Origin of the sequence: Burkholderia sp. 8Y (assembly GCF_902506145.1) — a bacterium.
In the GTDB taxonomy this organism is placed as follows: domain Bacteria; phylum Pseudomonadota; class Gammaproteobacteria; order Burkholderiales; family Burkholderiaceae; genus Caballeronia.
In genome coordinates this window covers 918,957-934,321 of sequence record NZ_LR733519.1, presented here as the reverse complement: position 1 = coordinate 934,321, position 15,365 = coordinate 918,957, and the positions used below count along the sequence as shown (strand labels likewise).

General features: G+C 60.4%; 13 protein-coding genes. 9 read left to right on the top strand and 4 right to left on the bottom strand.

The genetic code is table 11. From position 1 onward, the window contains the following. Window positions 1–616 precede the first annotated feature (616 nt). A complete protein-coding gene (locus tag GV035_RS04025; RefSeq protein WP_236572422.1) occupies window positions 617–1,114 on the top strand; it encodes a hypothetical protein in 498 nt (165 codons plus the stop codon). Window positions 1,115–1,305: 191 nt separating this feature from the next. Continuing rightward, window positions 1,306–3,108, top strand: coding sequence for an alpha/beta hydrolase (locus GV035_RS04020; protein WP_159833608.1), 1,803 nt, complete (start codon window positions 1,306–1,308; stop codon window positions 3,106–3,108). A 6-nt stretch (window positions 3,109–3,114) separates the two neighbouring features. Here the strand turns inward: GV035_RS04020 and GV035_RS04015 are convergent, their stop codons facing one another. Together GV035_RS04015 and GV035_RS04010 are read right to left on the bottom strand one after the other, a co-directional pair. After that, the gene (locus GV035_RS04015) at window positions 3,115–4,209 is read right to left on the bottom strand and encodes an aldose epimerase family protein (protein ID WP_159833606.1); all 1,095 of its coding nucleotides are present in this window, start codon (window positions 4,207–4,209) and stop codon (window positions 3,115–3,117) included. Between the two features lie 22 nt (window positions 4,210–4,231). Further along, window positions 4,232–5,419 (bottom strand): XylR family transcriptional regulator, encoded by a 1,188-nt coding sequence (locus GV035_RS04010; RefSeq protein ID WP_159833604.1) that lies wholly within the window; start codon window positions 5,417–5,419, stop codon window positions 4,232–4,234. A gap of 222 nt (window positions 5,420–5,641) precedes the next feature. On the opposite strand from GV035_RS04010, the gene xylA reads away from it, so the two are divergent. From xylA to GV035_RS03985, 5 genes are all read left to right on the top strand, one after another. Then, window positions 5,642–6,958 (top strand): xylose isomerase, encoded by a 1,317-nt coding sequence (xylA, locus tag GV035_RS04005; RefSeq protein ID WP_159833602.1) that lies wholly within the window; start codon window positions 5,642–5,644, stop codon window positions 6,956–6,958. A 185-nt stretch (window positions 6,959–7,143) separates the two neighbouring features. Beyond that, a complete protein-coding gene (xylF, locus tag GV035_RS04000; RefSeq protein ID WP_159833600.1) occupies window positions 7,144–8,172 on the top strand; it encodes a D-xylose ABC transporter substrate-binding protein in 1,029 nt (342 codons plus the stop codon). Window positions 8,173–8,234: 62 nt separating this feature from the next. After that, the gene (xylG, locus tag GV035_RS03995) at window positions 8,235–9,806 is read left to right on the top strand and encodes a D-xylose ABC transporter ATP-binding protein (protein WP_159833598.1); all 1,572 of its coding nucleotides are present in this window, start codon (window positions 8,235–8,237) and stop codon (window positions 9,804–9,806) included. Then, the gene (locus GV035_RS03990) at window positions 9,803–11,005 is read left to right on the top strand and encodes a sugar ABC transporter permease (RefSeq protein ID WP_159833596.1); all 1,203 of its coding nucleotides are present in this window, start codon (window positions 9,803–9,805) and stop codon (window positions 11,003–11,005) included. Before xylG ends, GV035_RS03990 begins: the two co-directional genes overlap by 4 nt. A gap of 314 nt (window positions 11,006–11,319) precedes the next feature. Beyond that, window positions 11,320–12,465: a 3-deoxy-D-arabino-heptulosonate 7-phosphate synthase gene (locus GV035_RS03985; RefSeq protein ID WP_328698903.1), complete on the top strand. Its 1,146-nt coding sequence runs from the start codon at window positions 11,320–11,322 to the stop codon at window positions 12,463–12,465. A 30-nt stretch (window positions 12,466–12,495) separates the two neighbouring features. Here the strand turns inward: GV035_RS03985 and GV035_RS03980 are convergent, their stop codons facing one another. Continuing rightward, complete coding sequence (locus tag GV035_RS03980; protein WP_159833592.1) at window positions 12,496–13,038, bottom strand: cytochrome b; 543 nt, start codon at window positions 13,036–13,038, stop codon at window positions 12,496–12,498. Beyond that, window positions 13,025–14,104 carry a catalase family peroxidase gene (locus GV035_RS03975; RefSeq protein ID WP_442859516.1) on the bottom strand — a complete coding sequence of 360 codons (1,080 nt, stop codon included), beginning with the start codon at window positions 14,102–14,104 and terminating at the stop codon, window positions 13,025–13,027. The genes GV035_RS03980 and GV035_RS03975 overlap by 14 nt, the downstream gene beginning before the upstream one ends. Before the next feature lie 155 nt (window positions 14,105–14,259). Here GV035_RS03975 and GV035_RS03970 point away from each other — a divergent pair, with 155 nt between their 5' ends. Next, the gene (locus GV035_RS03970) at window positions 14,260–14,571 is read left to right on the top strand and encodes a DUF4148 domain-containing protein (protein ID WP_159833590.1); all 312 of its coding nucleotides are present in this window, start codon (window positions 14,260–14,262) and stop codon (window positions 14,569–14,571) included. 97 nt (window positions 14,572–14,668) lie between these two features. Beyond that, window positions 14,669–15,364 carry an anti-sigma factor family protein gene (locus tag GV035_RS03965; protein ID WP_159833588.1) on the top strand — a complete coding sequence of 232 codons (696 nt, stop codon included), beginning with the start codon at window positions 14,669–14,671 and terminating at the stop codon, window positions 15,362–15,364. Window position 15,365 lies beyond the last annotated feature (1 nt).

Here is a 15,365-nt window from a genome sequence, read left to right as displayed (position 1 = left end):
TGGACGGTCATCGCCTGCACGACAGCGCCATTGCATGCGCGTGCCGTGTCATTCGGGTCGACCATCCGCGTGGACGTGCCGCCAAGGCGTCGGACTACCTCGACCGCATGACCGTTTTAGGCTTCAACGCTTAAACCACGCTTAAGGCTTGCAGGGCGGAACGTGCCGCATTGATGCAGTTTTTAGCAACGTCCGTTTTATCACAATGCTTAATCAACGCGCGTAATAAAGATAATCTCTTATGCTGCTGATCTCCTCATGCACATGAAAAAGGGGCTGCCACCGAATGCAGCAACGCAAGAAGGAAGAAATACCGGCCGACAATTTCACGAACGACAATCCGGCCAAAGGCGAGCAAACTCTTCTTGGTTACGCGCGATATGTTTGCTAGCATGTAAACGCCAAGCGATAGGGCGAATCATCGCCGCCTCGCTGGCAGAAATATGCGTCCAAGAACGTCCTCGCGCTGACAGCCAGCGTACTCGGCATTGATGCAATGTCGATGAGGGCCTCGCATAACTTAATCACGTCTTGACGCTTCTTAGCGAGTTGACGCACTTATACGCCGTGACAGTCGTTTAAGGCATGGCTGTGAATACCGGCATTTCTCTTTGCTTTGACAGGTGAAACCAGGCAAGTAGCGACCGACATCCGTTTAGCGGATGCCGGCACCGTCGCGCGCCTGCCATCCGGTGATATCGCGGGAGGGAAAGTGGAAACCGAACTAAGTCTGAAACTTGCGAAGGCATTGCGACGTTGCGCGTCGCATCGGCACTTACTCACTTATCAGCGTTTTCATGCGTTGTGCGACAAGACCGTGCCGCTTGCGCAGCGTTATGCCGCGCTGGAGTCCGCTGTAAAGGCGCTAGGCGATGTTGAGGATATCGACTATGGCGTGCTTCTTGCACTCGACAGCGGCCTGCCTGGCGCCGAGTTCTTTCAGCGTTATTTGCGTTACCGCCGCGGCGAATATATAGCGACGATGGGCGATCCAAAATTTCAGCGACAGACTGTGGCCGCTAAGAAGGCGCTCGTCGCGCGTGAACGCGCTCGCGTCTACGCGCATGCGCGTGGGGCCGCGCAAGATGCCCTCGATCCGGCGATGGCTGCCTGATCAATTAATCGCTTATCTAGCTCGTTATGTTAGGAGACGACCTTACAGCGTCAACTCGCTCAATATAATCGCGACGAACAGCACACCATCGCTGCGGATCTCACACGATGAATCCCGCGGCAAAGCGCGAGCAAAAGGGAGCCGGGGCATCCCTCATGGATCATGGACGTCGCCAGAGCGAGGACAAAACAATGAAACCGGTTGTATTCGGCGGGCGATTGGGGTGGCTGCATGCAGGAACGGGTAAGCGGGGCGTCGTGCTTTGCAATACCTATGGCCATGAGTATGTCTGGACCTATAGCGGGTTCCGTTTGCTGGCAGACATGCTCGCAGCCCGCGGGCTTTGGGTCTTGCGGTTCGACTACAGGGGTACCGGCGATTCCGGCGGCGACGACGCCGCGCCGGATCAGTTCGAGTCGTCAGTCGAAGACATTGCCATCGCCATTGATTTTCTGAAACGAGAGACAGGCGTCGAACACGTGTCGCTCTGTGGATTTCGCGTGGGCGCTGCTTTCGCGCTGCATGCGGCCCTGCGGCGTCCCGTGGACGAGCTCTTGCTCCTTGCGCCCGTCGTGAGCGGGCGCACGTACATGCGCGAACTAAGCGTCACGCGCAAGACCTGGCTTGAAAAGCTTGCCGCTCCGTTGCGCGAAGTGCAGCCACAAGAAGGCCCGCTCAACGTTCTTGGTCAGACATATAGCGAGGACTTCAGGCGTGAGCTCGAAGCCGTCGATTTGGCGGCCAGCGTTAAACAGTCGGGCGTTGCGCCCGCGCGCCGGGTCTTGCTGATGCATGGACGCGTCGGGTCTAAAGATCCTTTGCGCGATGCACTCGCCTCGCTTGGCGTCGATGTGCAGACTCGGGCCTTCGACGACCTCACTGGGTTTATTCAGGAGTCTGCCTTCACCGTCATGCCGCACGCTGCTTTCGACGAAGCGGTGCAATGGCTTGCCGCCGACGCACAGGAGTCATGCGACGCGCCAGCGATGTCATTCGAGTGGCCGGAAGACCTGAGCATCGAAACGGTCGAGGCCATCGAGCGGCCCGTGAGCATCGGCGAAGAAGGGCTCGTCGGCATCCTGTGCGAGCCGCGCCGCCCGGTGTCGCGTGGGGCCGCATTCTTGCTCACCAATACCGCCGCGAGTTCGCGTGTGGGCGATAGCCGGCTCTCGGTGCGCATTGCCCGAGATCTCGCCAGACGCGGTGTCGCTTCCTTGCGCTTCGATGCCCGAGGCCGGGGCGATAGTCCGGCTGCGCCCGGCGTGACGGAATCGGACACGCCGTACAGCCGCATCTACAATCCCATCGCAACACAGGATACAGCGGCCGCTGCACGATGGCTCTCGCGTCAAGGCTATAAATCGATCTTCTCGTTCGGCATCTGTTCCGGCGCTTATCACGCCCTCAAGGCAGCCGCGTCCGAAGCCGCCATTACCGGCGTGATTGCGGTGAACATTCCGACCTTCAAGCAGCCCGAGGACAAGTCGGCAGACGAGATGCGTCAGTCGACGCGCAATTCCATGGCCGGCTATGCGGCGTCGATGTTGGAGGTCGATAAATGGAAAGCGATACTGCGCGGCGACAAAAACCTGCTTCGCGTGCTCGGCTTTATCGCGAGTTATGTTGGGACGCGCGTGCGTTCGCGTATCGCGGACATGCTTCGGCTCGATAGCGTCACACCTATTTCGGCGGAGCAGGCCACGACGCCTCAAGCAATCGCTCGCGTGCTCGATGCCAAGGGCGTCAAGACGTTGCTCGTCTATGGCAGCTATGACGCAGGTCTCGATCTTCTCGCGGCGCACTGCGGCAAAATGGGCGTGCGCTTGTCACGTTACCCGAACGTTCGCGTCGTGACTTTTCCGGATGTCGATCATTCGCTGTTCAATCCGGCCAGCTCGGCGCAGATCATTTCGCTGTGTGAGAGCGTCATCAAGGAAACGAACGCGCCGGTACGAGAGGAGACAGTGCGCATGCGCGCACCTGCTGTTTCCTGAGCGAGTCTATCGAACGCCGATGCGATAGCGCGTGGTCTGGCTATAACGCTCGCCGGGCCTGAGCACCACGCGCGACGCTTCCGGCATATTGATCTGATTGGGAAACGCGCCTGCTTCGAGGCAAAGCCCCGCATGAATGCGATACGGCTTGTCCTCGCGGCCGGGCACGCCTTCGAGATGATTGCCCGTATAGAACTGCAATCCGGCCGCATCGGTCGATACGGTGAGTTCTCTTCCGCTTGCAGGATCGTATAGCACGGCGGCCTGGCGCATGACGCCATCGTCCGAGTCAGGCAAGACGTAGCAATGATCGAAGCCGCCGGCGCGGGCAAGGCGGGCATCGGGCCAGTCGAGCCTTGCGCCTATTGGCGCGCCCGCGCGGAAATCGAATGCATTGCCTGCCACGTTCGCGCGCGCCACGGGAATCATGGCGTCGTCTGTTTCGAAGAAGGTGTCGGCGTGTATCGCGATCACGTGACCGCGTATGTCGAACGAGCCGGGCGAACCATCGCCGGACAAGTTGAAGTACGCGTGATTCGTCATGTTGATCGGCGTGGGCGCGTCGGCAATAGCGTCGTATTGAATGGTGAGCGCACCCTCATCGTCGAGCGAATAGCGCACTGTCGCCATGACTTTGCCTGGAAAGCCTGCGTCTCCTTCGGGCGACTCATGCGTGAACAGCAACGCGCCGTCGCTTTCTCGCGCGCTCCATACCGCGCGATGAAAACCCGTTGCACCGCCATGAAGATGATGCGGGCCTTCATTGCGATCGAGCGAGTAGGCGAGACCATCCAGCACGAAGCGCGCATCGCGAATGCGATTGGCCCATCGCCCGATGATGCCGCCCATATAAGCGCGGCCCTTGAAATACGCTTCGGGTGTGTCGTGGCCGAGCAGAACATCCGCTATGCGGCCCGCGCGATCCGCTGTATGCCAGGACACCAGCGTCGCGCCGAGATCGCTGATCGCGACGCGCATGCCGTGCGCGTTGCGCAGCGTATAAAGATGCACGCTGTCGCCGCCCGGCAAGCTGCCCCACCGCTCGAAGGCGATTCGGTCGGTATGCGTCTGGGCGGCGCCCTCGGTGTCGGCGATATTCATGAGTCGATAACCTTCGTTCGCGTCAGGCTGTTTGCGAAGATGCGGCCTGAAGCCGTTCCTGATATTCGCGCGGCGTGCAATCGAGTTCGCGCCTGAAAACAGCGTACATGTACTGTAGCGAAGTAAAGCCGCAGCGTATCGCGACTTCCGCGCTGGGGATATCTTGCTTGGCAAGCAATTGCTTCGCCACCTGTAGCTTATGGCTCAGGATTTCCTGATGCACCGTGCAGCCAAGCTCGCGCCGAAAGTGATCTTCGAGTGACGAACGCGATACACCGACATAGTCCGCCACTTGTTCTGTCTTGATGCCCTGACATCCATATTGACGAATGTAATGACGTGCGCGCATCACATAAGGGCTCGCCACGGGTTGATGCCGCGTCGATTCGAGCACCTTGATACCGACAGGCGGCACGAGGATGCGTCGTCCTGCAAAGCGGGCGCCGCCGAGCATCTGATGCAACAGGTGCGCAGCCGTTCGTCCCATTTCTTCCGTCCCCTGTATGACCGACGAAAGCTCGATGCGCGTGAGCGAGCGTGTCAGCGGGTCATTGTCGATACCGATGATCGCGACTTGTTCGGGCACCGCAATCCCCGAGATGAGGCACGCTTGCAGCAGATGCCGCGCACGCGCATCCGTGACGGCGATAATGCCGACCGGCTTTTCAAGGCTTTGCAGCCACGAAGTGAGATCGGCGCTCGCCTGACTCCAAACCGGCGCACTCGTCGGCAAGCCGCGATGTATCTCCGCGTCCAGCCCGTCCGTCTTCACCAGTGTTTGGAACGCGCGTTCGCGCTCCTGAGCCCAGCGATTTTCAGTGGATTCGGGCAGGCTGTACAACGCAAAGCGTTGCAGCCCCGCGCTGATCAGGTGCGTATAGGCCAGTGAAACGAGCTTGGCGTTGTCGGTTGCGATGTACGGCAGGGATGCAGGATAGCAAGCCGCGTCGTGATACGACCCGCCCACGGCGACGACCGGAAGCGGGCAATCGGCAAGCGCATCGCATACGGCAGGGTCATCGAAATCCGCGATGATGCCATCGCCATCGAAACGTTCGATGCCCGTCAGCCGCGCCCTGAAGTCCTCCTCCAGAAACAAGTCCCACGCCACGCGCGTGGACAACAGGTATTGACCGATACCCGTGATGATTTCTCGGTCGTAGACCTTGTTCGCGTTGAAGAGCAGCGCGATGCGATGCGGACGGTTCATGAAAATCTCTTAGCGGACTTAAGGGTTTTCCATATGTGACGCCTGGCTGCAAGCTATGCAGCCGCTTCATTCTAATTGCATGCGCCGCACAACTTCGGCCTTTGCCAAGAATCGATAGCGGCACTGGCGAATTTCGCAATTGAAGCACCGGGCGCACGGCTGGCAGCATGGCGTCACTGTATAGCGCGCCTAGACTCCGCGCATTCAAGACCAGGAGACATCATGCCTTTGCTCGAACATCTTCCAGCCGCCCGTTTCGAAGGCCCCGGCTCTGACAATCCGTTCGCCTTTCGCCACTACGATGCCGACAAGATGGTCCTCGGCAAGCGTATGGCCGATCATCTGCGGCTTGCCGTGTGTTACTGGCATTCGTTCGTGTGGCCGGGAGTGGATGTGTTCGGCGCGAGTACGTTCGATCGCCCGTGGCACAAGCAGGACGACGCGATGGAGATGGCGCACATGAAGGCCGATGCCGCCTTCGAATTCTTTGCCAGGCTGAGCACGCCGTTCTACACGTTCCACGATACCGACGTCGCGCCGGAGGGCGCAAGCATTCGCGAATACGTCGACAACTTCAAGCGCATGCGCGACTATCTGGCGCGCAAGCAGGAAGCAAGCGGCGTCAAGCTGCTTTGGGGCACGGCCAATCTATTCTCCAATCCGCGCTATGCAGCGGGCGCCGCCACGAATCCCAATCCGGACGTATTCGCCTTCGCCGCCACGCAGGTGCGCGAGGCGCTGCAAGCCACGCTCGATCTCGGCGGCGAAAACTACGTGCTTTGGGGCGGACGCGAGGGCTACGAGACGCTTCTGAACACGGACCTCAAGCACGAGCGCCAGCAGCTTGCGCGCCTTCTCGCGATGGTTGCGGAGCACAAGCACAAGATCGGCTTTAAGGGCGCACTGCTCATCGAGCCGAAGCCGCAAGAGCCGACCAAACATCAATACGACTACGACGTCGCAACGGTGCACGGCTTTCTCATGCAATTCGGCCTGCAAGACGAGTTTCGCGTCAACATCGAAGCGAATCATGCAACGCTTGCGGGGCATTCGTTCCACCATGAGATCGCAACCGCGTTCGCGCTCGGCATCTTCGGCAGCATCGACGCGAATCGGGGCGATCCGCAAAATGGCTGGGATACCGATCAGTTTCCCAACAGCGTCGAAGAACTCACGCTCGCGCTCTACGAAATTCTGCGCAACGGCGGCTTTACAACCGGCGGCATGAATTTCGACTCCAAGGTGCGACGACAAAGCATCGATGCCGAAGACCTCTTGCATGGCCACATCGGCGCCATCGACATGATTGCCGTGGCGCTCGAACGCGCGGCCACGCTTGTCGAGAAGGATCAACTCGCGGAGCTGAAAGCGGCCCGCTATGCCGGCTGGAATGCGGAATTCGGGCAAAAGGTACTTGCGGGCGGTTATTCGCTCGACACGCTAGCGACCGATGCGCTCTCGCGCGAAATCGATCCGCGGCATGTGAGCGGCCAGCAGGAGCGATTGGAGAACATCGTCAACCGCGCGATCTACGGTTGAACGGCGCTAAAAAACGTTAGCGCAGGCGGTCGATTTCACAATTGCGGTGTGAGCGGATAACGCCCACTCTTCGAACCAAACAATCATAGCGACGCTTGCGAACATGGATTCGCGGCGCACTGAATGAAACGCCGCGCGTTCTCTCGCACGACCGCGCCGGCCGTCATCCATAACAGGAGTGAGACATGAAATCAGCCATTCGCCGTTCCGTATTGAGTTCGCTCGTCTGCGCCGCCATGTGTGCAGGCTTTTCGATGGTCGCGCCGCTTGCGCATGCAAGCAAGGACAAGCCCGAGATTGGCTTTTGCATCGACGACCTGCGTGTTGAACGCTGGTCGCGCGATCGCGACTATTTCGTCGCGGCTGCAACGAAGCTCGGCGCGAAAGTGTCCGTGCAGTCCGCCGACGCAAGCGAAGCGCGCCAGATCTCGCAGATCGAGAACCTCATTTCGCGCGGCGTCGATGTCATCGTGATCGTGCCGTTCAATTCGAAGACCCTTGGCAACGTGGTGGCCGAGGCGCATAAAGCGGGCATTAAGATCGTGTCGTATGACCGCCTGATCCTCGATGCCGACGTCGATGCCTACATCTCATTCGACAACGAAAAGGTCGGTGAATTGCAGGCGCAGGGCGTGTATAACGCACAGCCCAAGGGCAATTACTTTCTCCTTGGCGGGGCGCCTACCGACAACAACGCCAAGATGCTCAGAGAAGGGCAGATGAAAGTGCTGAAGCCCGCCATCGATCGCGGCGACGTCAAGATCGTCGGTCAGCAGTGGGTGCCGGAATGGAGCGCCTCCACCGCGCTGCGCATCACCGAGGATGCGTTGACCGCGAACAACAACAAGATCGATGCCATCGTCGCATCCAACGATGGCACGGCGGGTGGCGCGATTCAGGCCCTGTCCGCGCAAAAGCTCGCGGGCAAGGTGCCGGTATCGGGGCAGGACGCGGACCTTGCCGCGGTCAAGCGCCTCGTGGCGGGCACGCAGACCATGACGGTCTACAAGCCTCTCAAGCTCATAGCGGGCGATGCCGCCAAGCTCGCCGTCGATCTCGCCAAGGGCGACAAGCCCGCGTTCAACGCGAAGTATGACAACGGCAAGAAGCAGGTGGATACGGTATTACTGCAGCCGACGCTGCTTACCAAGTCCAACGTGGATGTCGTCATCAAGGACGGCTTCTATTCGCAAGCGCAACTGGCCGGCAACTAAAAGTCCTGCGGACATCGCCATGGGCGATGTCCGCTTCGTTCAGCACAGTCAGGACAATAAGCATGGCACAGGCGCTATTGGAGATGCGTGGCATCGCCAAGTCCTTTGGCGGCGTCAAGGCGCTCGACGGCATCGATCTTGTCGTGAATCAGGGCGAATGCGTGGGGCTCTGCGGCGAAAACGGCGCAGGCAAGTCGACGCTCATGAAGGTGCTGTCGGGCGTCTTCCCGTATGGCACGTGGCAAGGCGAAATACGCTGGGACGGAAAGCCGCTTCAGGCGGCCAGCATTCGCGACACCGAGCGCGCGGGCATCATCATCATCCATCAGGAACTCATGCTCGTGCCGCAATTGTCCGTGGCCGAGAACATCTTCCTTGGCAACGAGATCACGCTCCCTGGTGGGCGCATGAATTATCCGGCGATGTATCAGCGCGCAAGCGAATTGCTCGGCGAGCTCAACATACAAGGGATCAATGTCGCGCAGCCGGTGATGAATTACGGCGGCGGTCATCAGCAACTGATCGAAATAGCCAAGGCGCTCAATAAAAAGGCGCGGCTCCTGATTCTCGACGAGCCTTCTTCATCGCTGACCGCGGCCGAGACGCAGATTCTGCTGGATATCGTGCGGGACCTGAAGCGGCGCGGCGTGGCGTGCGTGTATATCTCGCACAAGCTGGATGAAGTCGAAGCCGTATGCGATACGGTCACGGTCATTCGCGACGGCAGGCACGTCGCGACTCAATCGATGCGCGGCCTGAGCACGGACCGCGTGATCGCGATGATGGTCGGTCGAGAGATCACGAATCTCTTCCCGCGTCCTGCCAAAGAGGACCGGCATGAGATCGGCGAGGTGGTCTTCGAAGCGCGCAACGTCACCTGTTTCGATATCACCAATCCGAATCGCAAGCGCGTCGACGATGTGTCCTTCGCGCTAAGAAAAGGCGAAATCCTCGGCGTTGCGGGGCTTGTCGGGGCGGGGCGCACAGAACTCATGCAGGCTATCTTCGGCGCGTATGCAGGCGAGTGTTCCGCGCAGGTCATCATGAAAGGCACGCCCATTGCCATTCGCACACCGGCGGACGCGATTGCGGCCGGCATCGCGATGGTGCCCGAAGATCGCAAGCGTCACGGCATCGTTCCTCAGCTCGGCGTCGGCCATAACATCACGCTTGCGGTGCTGCGGCGTTTCGCTAAGGGCGGACGCATCGATACGGCAGCGGAACTCGATACGATTCACACCGAGATGAAGCGGCTCTCCGTGCGCGCGGCGCATCCGATGCTGTCCATCGCGAGCCTGTCCGGGGGAAATCAGCAGAAGGCGGTACTCACGCGCATGCTGCTGACCAATCCGGAAGTGCTGATTCTCGATGAACCGACGCGTGGCGTCGATGTCGGCGCGAAGTACGAAATCTACAAGCTCATGTTCGAGCTTGCGCGGCGCGGTGTATCCATCGTCATGGTGTCGTCGGAATTGCCGGAAGTGCTCGGCGTGGCGGACCGTGTGCTGGTCATCGGAGAAGGCGAATTGCGAGGTGACTTCATCAACGACGGCCTCACGCAGGAAGACATTCTCTCCGCCGCGATTGCTACGCGGCAAGACACTGACTCAATCGTTTCAGCGAGCCTCGCATGACTCCCGATCTCACTTCCACGCCCAAGCAAAGCAAAGACGAGAAGGGCGCGCCGCAGTCCGCCAGCCAGCGCATGAAGCAGCTTTTCACACGTTATAAGCTGCTTGCGCTGCTGCTCGCGGTGGCCGTCATCTGGCTGTTCTTTTCGCTGCTGACGGATGGCGCGTTCGTTACGCCGCGCAATCTCTCCAATCTTTTGCGCCAGATGTCGATTACCGGCATGCTTGCATGCGGCATGGTGTTCGTCATCATTTCCGGCGAGATCGACTTGTCGGTCGGCTCGCTGTTAGGGCTCCTCGGCGGCGTGGCGGCCATTCTCGATGTCACGTATCACTGGCCGATCGCAGTGACGTTGCCGGTGGTCATGGTGCTCGGAGTTGCGATCGGCCTTTTCAATGGCTGGTGGTCCACGTATCGAAGAGTGCCCTCGTTCATCGTCGGGCTCGGCGGCATGCTCGCGTATCGTGGCGTTCTGCTGGGTATAACCGGCGGTTCTACCATTGCGCCAGTGTCGGATTCGCTCGTGTTCATCGGGCAAGGCTATTTGCCGCGAATTGCAGGCGATACGCTTGCCATCGCGCTCTTTGCGCTGCTTGCCATCCTGACGCTGCGCCAGCGACGCAGCCGTCAGCGTTATGGCTTGCCGGTCGTCGCGCCATGGCAGGACGGCGTGAAGATCGTCGCGGCGGGCGTCATTCTTTTCGCCTTCGTCGCGACGCTCAACCGTTATGGCGGCATTCCGGTTCCGGTGCTGGTGTTGCTCGCGCTGCTTGGCGTGTTCACTTACATCGCGACGCAGACCGTGTTCGGACGGCGCATCTATGCGGTAGGCTCCAATCTGGAAGCGACGCGTCTGTCCGGCATCAACACCGATCGCGTGAAGCTCGCCATCTTCGCGCTGATGGGCTTGATGTGCGCATTCGGCGGCCTCGTCAATACCGCGCGTCTCGCTGCGGGCTCGCCGTCGGCGGGATCGATGGGCGAACTGGACGCCATCGCAGCGTGCTTTATCGGTGGAACGTCGATGCGTGGCGGTTCGGGCACGGTATATGGCGCGATCATCGGCGCGCTCGTCATGGCGAGCCTCGACAACGGCATGTCGATGCTGGACGTCGACTCTTACTGGCAGATGATCGTCAAAGGCGCGATCCTCGTGCTCGCGGTGTGGATCGACGTGGTGTCGGGCACGGCGCGTCGGTAACGATCGGCATCACGGGGTAAAGTACGAGGCTACGCGTCATCCCTCGTACTCTTATGCCTGTTCCCTTCTTGCTTCAAGAGACGCTCCGCGTCGTTGCGCGGCGCTATCGCTTGCCCGCGCTTCCTGCGGCATCCGATGATTCCCGCAACGCGCATCCCGCCGTCGCGCTCGCAATCGTCATCGAGCAGGCGCGCTGCGCAATAACTCGCGGTGAAACACCGACGGCTTCGATGAGGCATGCGTTTGTCGAAGGGCTCGCACGCTTGATCGCTGAAGCCATAAGCAGCGATTCAGGCGATTCTGTCTTCAAGGCGATGTTGATCAGGCACCGCGCGGCAGCGGTGCGCGAATACGTGTCGCTGTCAGCGCACGCGAATCAGGATCGTCGATCCCTTCGCACCAGCGTCAACGCAATGGCGCACCCCGGCAAGCAGCGAAGCGCATCTGACCGGCAGCGCGAAGCGTTCGCGCTATTGCATGCTTGCGCGTCATCGCCATACTGTTCCGGCCTCGCCGATACCGCGCAAAGTCTGCTTTCCATTCCCGAAATTTCGGGCGAACCGCCGCTCATGCAAGGTCTCACGCTACTGCTCGAGAGTCCTTCGTTGATGCGGTTGCAGCGTATCGAAGCCCTGCTCGACGATGAGCGAGTGCGCGAGTATGTGGCGTTATGGGATCGGCATGGTCCGCGTTCCGGCAGCGCGCAAGCCGCTGCGCAAGGGAACGCCTCGCAAAAGCGCGGCACTGCGGCTGAAGCGCGGGCGGCGCACGCGTTGCAAGTCATGGCGGACCGTCTCAATCAGGACGAAGCTAACGGTCGAAGGTATCGCGTCGTGACCGCGATGCACGTTCCCGCGTCTATTCCGGGAAGCGCCGAGCGCGCCAAGAGCGAGTGGGATGCCGTGTTGCTCGGACAGTCAGACTGCGATGATGATGCGCCGTCATGGGACGTCTGTCTGCTTGTCGAATCGAAGGCTTCTGTCGATGCCGCAACGACCGATCTCTCGCGGCTTCTTCGAGGCATCGCGCTTCTTTCGCAGGCTGAAGAAAACGTCGCGTACGTGTTTGAAACGGGTCAGGGCGCCGTGCGCTTGCGCGGTTCTTCGCTACGCGCCTTGGCCACTGACGACGCCAGCTTGCAAAGCACCGTGCTTTACTGCTGCGATGCGCCTCTCGAAGCCGCTCAGCGTTTGCTCGGCGCTGGCAGCCGGATGCAACTGCTCTCCGCGCAGGCCAGCCTTGAATTTGCCGCGACGGTGCAGGATCAGGAACATGCCGATGCGCGAACGCTCGAACCTGTATGGAATGACTTGCTGAAATCGCCCCGCTGGCGCGGCGTGCTCGACCAATATCAGACGCTGCGACGGGTACGCGAGCTGATGGTGCACACGGAAGACTTGCTAAGTGCCATCGATCAAGTCTCAGTGCGTGACGCAATGCCGCGCACGCAAGCCGAATGAGCACGCAGCTGGCGCGCGTGCGCGACGCCCTCACCGGCCACTACGCGCCATGCTCGAAAACACGCCGTCGCGACGAATCAGGCCATGAAACAGGGCTGCGGCGAAGTGCATCACGAAGGTCGCGAACAAGAGCAGCGCGAGGTACGTGTGCGCGCTCCTGAGAAGCGCATAGAGGCGCACGTCTACGGGTGCTATCGACGGAAGATGCGCGCCGCCGAACATCACAATGGGATAACTTGCAGCCGATAGCATCGCCCATCCGACGAGCGGCATCGCTAAGAGGAGCGCATAGAAGAGCCAGTGCGAGCCGTGCGCGATGCGCTGCTGCCATCGCGGCATGTCGCCGGGAAGCGCGGGCGTCCGATGCGTGATGCGCACGGCAAGACGCACTATCGCCAGCAGAAGGATCGCGATACCCAGAGGCCGATGTATCGCGAGCAAAGTGTGATGCCACGACGAAAGCGTCGCGACCATGCCGATGCCGATAAAGAGCATGGCGACCACGAGCACAGCCATAAGCCAGTGAATCGAGCGCGCCGCAAGGCTGAAGTGCTTCAAATCAGTGCGCTTCATTGTGCGCTTCCTCATGCGTTCTGCGGTTGAACGACACCGAATACGCGGACGAACGCGCAGCCAGCAACGGATCGTCGGAAACCTTGAGACCAGCGGGCAATATCGTGGGGTCGAAGTTAATGTCGCGGCAATCGCCGTCGGCTTGTGCGCGCTCGCGGTCGATGACCAGCGTGCCCGCGTCGATGTGCTGCCGGTCGTCGGGCCATGCTTTCGTTGCATCGTTGGTGATGTCGCCGGGCTGCGCGACCGTCAATATCAGGTGCCAGCGTTGTGCGCCGTGCGCGAGGCGTCCCCTTAATTCATTGTCTAAGAAGTCGTGACGGCCGGTGTTGCTCGTCGATACCGCTTCGTAGCTGGCGTCAGGAACAAGCGACCAGCGCACGACATGCGTCGCGCCCGATGCGTCGATTGCGCGGAACGCGTTGATGCCGTAATACGCCGCATTGGCGAAGCTCGACGAAGGCGCGTGCGCCTTGACCCAATCGCGAAACGGCATGGTTTCCGGATGCGCGGAAAGGAAGGCGGCGAGCTTCGCCGGGTCCGCCTTGCCCGTCGCCGGATCGGGACGCGATGCGACCAGTTGCTCATAGAATCCTCGCGCGCTGTTCACGATGAAAACAGGAGTGCTATTCATTGCCGTACGCCACTGTTCACCATCGCGCAAACGGAACTGTAAGGCGAGGCTGCGCACCGGGTTGCCTGAATCGCTGACAAAGGGATTCGGGCCGGGTATCGCGAAACGTCCCGTTACCGGCGTGCGCTCGCGTGCGAACACTTCGGCACGGGAGAGGGACGACGCGTTGCCGTTGCCGTCGAACCAGCCTTCGACGCACACGCCCTTGGCATGATTGCGCCGGTATCCCGCGTGCACGCCGCTCACGCTTTCCAGCGTATCCACGATCTTCGTCGATGTCAGTCTATGCGTGGCACCGACGCCCGCCACGTAAGCGAACGCAGTGCTGATCGTGAGCACGCTGGCGCCAATGAGCGCGAGTTTCGTCAGTTCAGCAGCATGCCGACGCGGGTTCCGTAATAGCCTCATGAGTGAGAACGGTGACTGTTTCATGGCGTGTTTCTCGCTGTTCAATGGATCAGTTGACGCGAACACGAGTCTTTGCACGCTTATTCCATCTACATGTCGAAGCGAATTCCATGGAATACATCGGGTCCTGGCGCGGTTTGCCTTGATGCAAGCCCAACAACTTCCTCAAGGAGTCGAACATGAACATCGCCAAACTGATTGCCGTATCCGCTGCACTGGTCGTTTCAACGGGCGCATTCGCGCAAAGCCTCACGCGCGACGATGTCCGCGCGCAACTCGTGCAGGCCGAGGAGAGCGGCTCGCGTCTTGTGACGGATGCGTCGTATCCGGACGTCAGCCCGATCTATCAGAGTCAGGCAGCGCGCATGAACGCGCCCGCGAGCGGCGCTTATGGCGGCACGAAAGCCGCGACCGGGTCGGGGAGTGCGCCATTGAACATGTCGGACTGCGTGGGCCCCTACAGCTTTTGTCACCTTTACTCGGGTTCTTGATGGCTGCAAAAAATAAATCGGCGCCTGCGGGAATAGATCGCTCGCGCCGTTGTTAGCACCGGTGAAACGACATTCCCAGCGCCCTGGACTCACGACCGTGGACCCGCATCCTGACATTCGCCTTTCCGAAGCCGACGTGCAGGCCTTCACCGATGGCCTGCTTGCGTCGGAACGCGCCAAGTCGTTGCATGCCTATCTGGCGAGCAGGCCGGACGAGGCGCGCAGAGTCGCGTTCTATGACCGGCTCAATACGCAACTGCGCTCGATGTTCGACAACGAGAGCGTTGCGCCGATGCCGGGTCATCGGCAAATGGGATTGCGGCTGCGTTTGTGGACTGCCATCGTCGCATGCCTTCTGTTGGTCATTGCGGGGATAGGGGCCACGGTGCGCGTACCCGACGCCGCGTTCGAACGCGCAGCATTGTCCGCGCTGGCGATGGAGTCAACGCAGTCTGACGCAGACACGAAGCTTGCAGACGCGCCCGATTTGTCGTCGGCGGGCTTTCACGCGGTCGATGTGAGAAGCATCACGCTCGGCGCGTTCTCGACCGTCAAGGTCATCGCGTATCGGAATGCGAACAACGACCCGCTCGTGCTGCTCTCGACGTGTGCGCCGCCCGCATCCATGCGTTCGCCGTGGCACGCGCATAGAATCGGAACGGCGCGTCTGATCGAATGGACCTCAATGTCGGGCGTTCGCACGATCATAGGCTCGCGCGCCGGCACGCCCGGTCTCATGCTTGCCGCGGATTTGTTGATGGTGCACCAGAACATGCAAAGGAACGAACCATGAA